Origin of the sequence: Mesorhizobium sp. M7A.F.Ca.CA.003.01.2.1 (genome assembly GCF_003998945.1) — a bacterium.
Lineage (GTDB): Bacteria > Pseudomonadota > Alphaproteobacteria > Rhizobiales > Rhizobiaceae > Mesorhizobium > Mesorhizobium ciceri.
In genome coordinates this window covers 1-4,885 of the sequence record NZ_RZRA01000392.1, presented here as the reverse complement: position 1 = coordinate 4,885, position 4,885 = coordinate 1, and the positions used below count along the sequence as shown (strand labels likewise).

7 protein-coding genes are annotated in these 4,885 nt (G+C 61.0%); all 7 read left to right on the top strand.

Annotation, left to right across the window (positions count from 1 at the left end):
• On the top strand, window positions 1–360 hold a 360-nt coding region (locus EN969_RS16925; protein ID WP_164758303.1), incomplete at its 5' end, for an NTP transferase domain-containing protein.
• Entirely contained in the window at window positions 357–866 is a 510-nt protein-coding gene (gene mobB, locus EN969_RS16920; protein WP_024503305.1) for a molybdopterin-guanine dinucleotide biosynthesis protein B, read from the top strand. The genes EN969_RS16925 and mobB, both read left to right, overlap by 4 nt.
• 157 nt (window positions 867–1,023) lie before the next feature.
• Window positions 1,024–1,809: an ABC transporter substrate-binding protein gene (locus tag EN969_RS16915; RefSeq protein ID WP_127419256.1), complete on the top strand. Its 786-nt coding sequence runs from the start codon at window positions 1,024–1,026 to the stop codon at window positions 1,807–1,809.
• Between the two features lie 80 nt (window positions 1,810–1,889).
• On the top strand, window positions 1,890–2,609 hold the full coding sequence (locus EN969_RS16910; protein ID WP_024503306.1) for an ABC transporter permease: 720 nt from the start codon (window positions 1,890–1,892) through the stop codon (window positions 2,607–2,609).
• Window positions 2,606–3,427, top strand: coding sequence for an ABC transporter permease (locus EN969_RS16905; RefSeq protein ID WP_024503307.1), 822 nt, complete (start codon window positions 2,606–2,608; stop codon window positions 3,425–3,427). Before EN969_RS16910 ends, EN969_RS16905 begins: the two co-directional genes overlap by 4 nt.
• A 112-nt stretch (window positions 3,428–3,539) precedes the next feature.
• The gene (locus tag EN969_RS16900; RefSeq protein WP_024503308.1) at window positions 3,540–4,409 is read left to right on the top strand and encodes an NAD(P)-dependent oxidoreductase; all 870 of its coding nucleotides are present in this window, start codon (window positions 3,540–3,542) and stop codon (window positions 4,407–4,409) included.
• Window positions 4,410–4,418: 9 nt separating this feature from the next.
• Window positions 4,419–4,885 (top strand): DNA alkylation repair protein (locus EN969_RS16895; protein ID WP_127419255.1); only part of this gene is annotated, 467 nt, incomplete at its 3' end.

Below are 4,885 nucleotides of genomic sequence, written 5' to 3'. Positions count from 1 at the left end.
GCCAACAGGCCTTGCAAGGCGATCGTCAGCGCTGCCGGTGACACGCCTTTCCTGCCGTTGGACCTTGTCGAGCGTCTGGCAGGGGCCGCCGATCAAAGCCCCGGTTCTATTGCCGTTGCCCGCTCGGCCGGCAAGCGGCATCCGACCTTCGCGCTGTGGCCGATCGGCTGCCGCGATGCCTTGCGGCACTTTCTGGTCGATCAGGATATCAGGCGGGTTTCGGCTTTCATCGACCGGCAGGGTTTTGTCGAGGTGGAGTTCCCGGTTCCGCCATCGGCGGGGATCGACCCTTTCTTCAACATCAACGAACCGGACGATCTTGTGTCTGCCGAGCGTCTGTTGCAGAGCATCAAGCCATGAACAGACGCGTCTTCGGCATCACCGGCTGGAAGAATTCCGGCAAGACGACTTTGACCGAGAGGTTGGTCAGCGAATTGGTCCGGCGCGGCTGGAAGGTGTCGACGGTGAAACATGCCCACCATGACTTCGACATCGACAAACCTGGCGCGGACAGCTTTCGCCACCGGCAGGCCGGCGCCACCGAAGTCGCGATCGTCTCCGGCGTTCGCTGGGCACTGATGCACGAGCTGCGCGGCGAGGATGAGCCGACATTGGAGACTGTCCTGTCGCGGCTTGCCCCTTGCGACCTCGTGCTGGTCGAGGGCTACAAGCGCGAAGCCCACAGCAAGATCGAAACCCGCCGGCTGGATGCGAAGGACCGCACGCCGCTTTCGGCGGAGGATCCCAACATCGTCGCTGTCGCCGCCGATTTTGCCATTGAAGGCGAGCTGCTGCCGGTATTCGATCTCGACGATGCAAAATCGATAGCCGACTTCATCGAGCGCACCACCGGGCTCGTTGCTTGAGCGCTGACGCAACGGCAGAATAGCCTTGCCCATTTTTATGGTTTTGCAGTTGCTTTTTTCTTGGAAAGAGTGGGAGTATCGCGCCAGCGGGCGGTCAAAAGCACCGCCCCACAGAGCCGTTCGGAACGACGGCCGGGACCATAAAGAGAGGACCATCATGCGTATTTCACTGCGTATCGCGCTTGCCGCTTCGGCCGCGCCGCTGACGCTCGGCGTCGCCCAGGCCCAGGAAAAGACCCTGAGGATCGGCACCGAAGGCGCCTACCCGCCCTTCAACAACCTTACCGCCGATGGCCAGCTCGTGGGCTTCGATATCGACATCGCCAAGGCGCTTTGTGATGAGATGAAGGTCAAGTGCACCTTCGTCGCCCAGGATTGGGACGGCATCATTCCAGCCCTCCAGGCCGGTAAATTCGACGCCATCGTCGCCTCGATGTCGATCACGCCGGAGCGCAAGGAGAAGGTCGACTTCTCGAACAAATACTACAACACGCCCTCGGCGATCGCCGTGCCGAAGGACAGCACGCTGAAAGGCGTGACCAAGGAAGATCTCGCCGGCAAGACCATCGGCGTCGCCACCACCACCACGCATTTCAACTATGCCTCGAAGACCTACACCGACAGCACCGTGAAGGGCTATCCGAGCAGCCCCGAGGAGCAGGCCGATCTTGCCAATGGTCGTCTCGACGCCATCGAGGACGATATCGTCGTGCTGCAGCAGTTTCTGGACTCGCCTGACGGCGCCTGCTGCAAGATCCTCGGCCAACCTTCGCCGCAGCCGGTCGAGATTTTCGGGCCTGGTGCCGGCATTGCCGTACGCAAGGGCGAAACCGACCTGGTCAACAAGCTCAATTCGGCCATCGCCGCCATTCGCGCCAATGGAAAATACAAGGAAATCAACGACAAGTATTTCAAGTTCGACGTCTACGGCGCCGAGTCCTGATAAGCCAGGTCAAGACGGCGGGGAATTTCCCCGCCGTCTTTCTATTCGTCTTGGGAATGCCGTGAGGATAAGACCGGTCGATGCCAGCCCAGAGCATATGGACACTTCTCAGTTGGGGACCTGAAGGCTGGCTTGACGATATTGCCTATGGCGCACTGATCACCATTGCGTTGGCGCTTGCCACGCTGCCCATCGGATTGACGATCGGCTTTTTCATTGCACTCGCCAAGCAGTCCGAAGAACCGTCGCTGCGCCTTGCCGCCAACATCTACACCACCGTCTTTCGCGGCCTGCCAGAACTGGTGACGCTCTTCCTGTTCTTTTTTGGCATGCCGATCCTGCTGCAGCATCTCGTCAGGTATTTCCGGCCTGACGTCACCATCGACGTCAACAGCTTTGTCGCCGGCATGATCGTGCTTGCACTGATCTTCTCCTCCTATGCCAGTGAGGTTTTCCTTTCCGCCTTCCGCGCCATTCCCAAAGGCCAGTATGAGGGCGGCTATGCCATCGGTCTTTCGAACTGGCTGACCATGCGCAAGGTGATCGTGCCGCAACTGCTGCGCATCGCGTTTCCTGGACTGGAGAACTGCTGGCTCAGCCTGCTCAAGGACACGTCGCTGGTGTCGGTCGTCGGCCTGGCCGAGACGCTGCGCAATGCCAGCATTGCGGCCCGCGTCACCAAGCACGCTTTCCTGTTCTTCGGCGTCGCCTCGCTGGTCTTTCTTGGCCTGGCCGTCCTGTCGTCCTTCGCCACCAATGCGATCCTGCGCTCGCTTGGCCGGCGGGAGGCGCAGCGATGAGCGCCACGGCCACCATGGTCGAACGTCCGCCGCCACGGGCGCGCGGCTGGCCGCGCAGGCGTATCGCCGGTTACGCGCTGGTGGGCCTATGGATTTTGTTCGGAATCGGCATCGTCAGCTATCTCTTCCTTGCCTGGAATCCTGATTTCTTTGCCAAATATGCGCCGGCTTATCTGAGCGGGCTTGGGGTCACGCTGGCGCTGGTTTCCATATCGATGGTACTCGGCGCGATCCTGTCGGTGCCCGTCGCTTACGGGCGCATGTCCAGCAACCGGATCCTGTCCGGCCTCGCCTATTGCTACGTCTATTTCTTCCGCGGCACGCCGCTGCTGGTCCAGACCTATCTGGTCTACTACGGATTGGGCTCGTTCCGCGTCGAACTCCAGTCGGTCGGCCTCTGGGATTTTTTCAAGGACGCGTTCAATTGCGGCGTCTTTGCCTTTGCGCTCAACACGGCCGCCTACCAGGCGGAGATTCTGCGCGGCGCCATAGAGAGCGTGCCAAGAGGGCAATGGGAAGGGGCGGCCTCGCTTGGCCTGCATAAGCTGCAGACGTTGCGCAAGATCATCCTGCCGCAAGCCTTGATCGTCGCCTTGCGGCCCTATGGCAACGAACTGATCCTGATGGTCAAGGCGTCCGCCATCGTCGCCATCATCACGGTCTACGATCTGATGGGCAATGCCAAGCTCGCCTTCGCCAACTCGTTCGACATCCAGGCCTATATCTGGGTCGCCCTCGTCTATCTGGTGATGGTCGAGATATTGCGGCATGGCGTCGAATGGATCGAGCGCCGGATCACCGTTCACCTGAAACGCTGACGATTTTCGATTCGGCTGCACCAGTCGATCAGGCTATACGCGTCTTGACGAATTGAGCGCAGAGCCTAGAGCTTTCGCAGCAAATTCCGTTTCCATTCTGAAGGGCAAGCTCATGGCATCTGTGGCATTTCTCGGTCTTGGCGTGATGGGCTATCCGATGGCCGGACACTTGAAGAACAAGGGCGGCCATGACGTCACCGTCTACAACCGCACCAAGGCCAAGGCCGAGCAATGGGTTGGCCAGCATGGCGGTAGCCTGGCGGCGACCCCTGCGCAGGCCGCCGAGGGCAAGGATTTTGTGTTCTCCTGTGTCGGCAATGACGACGATCTGCGTTCGGTGACGACCGGTCCGGAAGGCGCCTTCAAATCGATGAAGAAGGGTTCGGTCTTCATCGACAACACCACCGCCTCGGCCGAGGTCGCTCGCGAGCTGGCGGCGGCGGCGCTAGCCGGCGGGTTTTCGTTTCTCGATGCGCCGGTCTCGGGCGGCCAGGCCGGCGCCGAGAACGGCGTGCTGACCGTGATGGTCGGCGGCGAGCAGGACGCTTTCGACAAAGCGAAGCCTGTCATCGACGCTTTTGCCCGCATGGTCGGCTTGATGGGGTCGGCCGGTGCCGGCCAGCTCACCAAAATGATCAACCAGATCACCATAGCCGGTCTCGTCCAGGGCTTGGCCGAAGGCATCCATTTCGGCAAGAAGGCCGGGCTCGACATCGAGAAGGTGATCGAGGTGATTTCCAAGGGCGCCGCGGGCTCCTGGCAGATGGAGAACCGCCACAAGACGATGAACGCCGGCAAATATGATTTCGGCTTCGCCGTCGACTGGATGCGCAAGGATCTCGGCATCTGCCTGGCCGAGGCCGACCGCAATGGCGCCAGACTGCCGGTCACCGCACTCGTCGACCAGTTCTACAAGGATGTGCAGGCGATGGGCGGCAAGCGCTGGGACACGTCCTCGCTGCTCGCCCGTCTCGAAAAATAGGTCTCTGCCGTGGCAGAGCTCTCGCCTCAATCCAGTGCCGCGGAAATCGTCGCCCATCTTCGCGCCATCGGATCCGAGCAGAACCGCCTCGGCATGTTGCGCTACGGCATCAAGATCGACCGTGCACTTGGCATCTCGCACGGCATGCAGCGGCAGATCGCGCGGACGATCAAACGCAACCACGAGCGCGCCTTCGAGCTATGGGACAGCGGCATCATGGAGGCGCAGTTCATTGCCTCCGTCACGGCTGACCCGAAACGGTTTTCTGCTGGAGATGCAAGACGATGGGCGGCGAGTTTCGACTCCTGGGACATCGTCGACGGCGTCTCGGATCTCTTTGTCGATACGGACGCCTGGAAAGAACTGATCGCCGAGTTTGCGGCCGACGAGCGGGAGTTCGTTCGGCGCACGGCCTTCGCCATGATGGCCTGGTCTGTCGTCCACCGGAAGCAGGAGCCAGGGGCGACCTTCCTCTC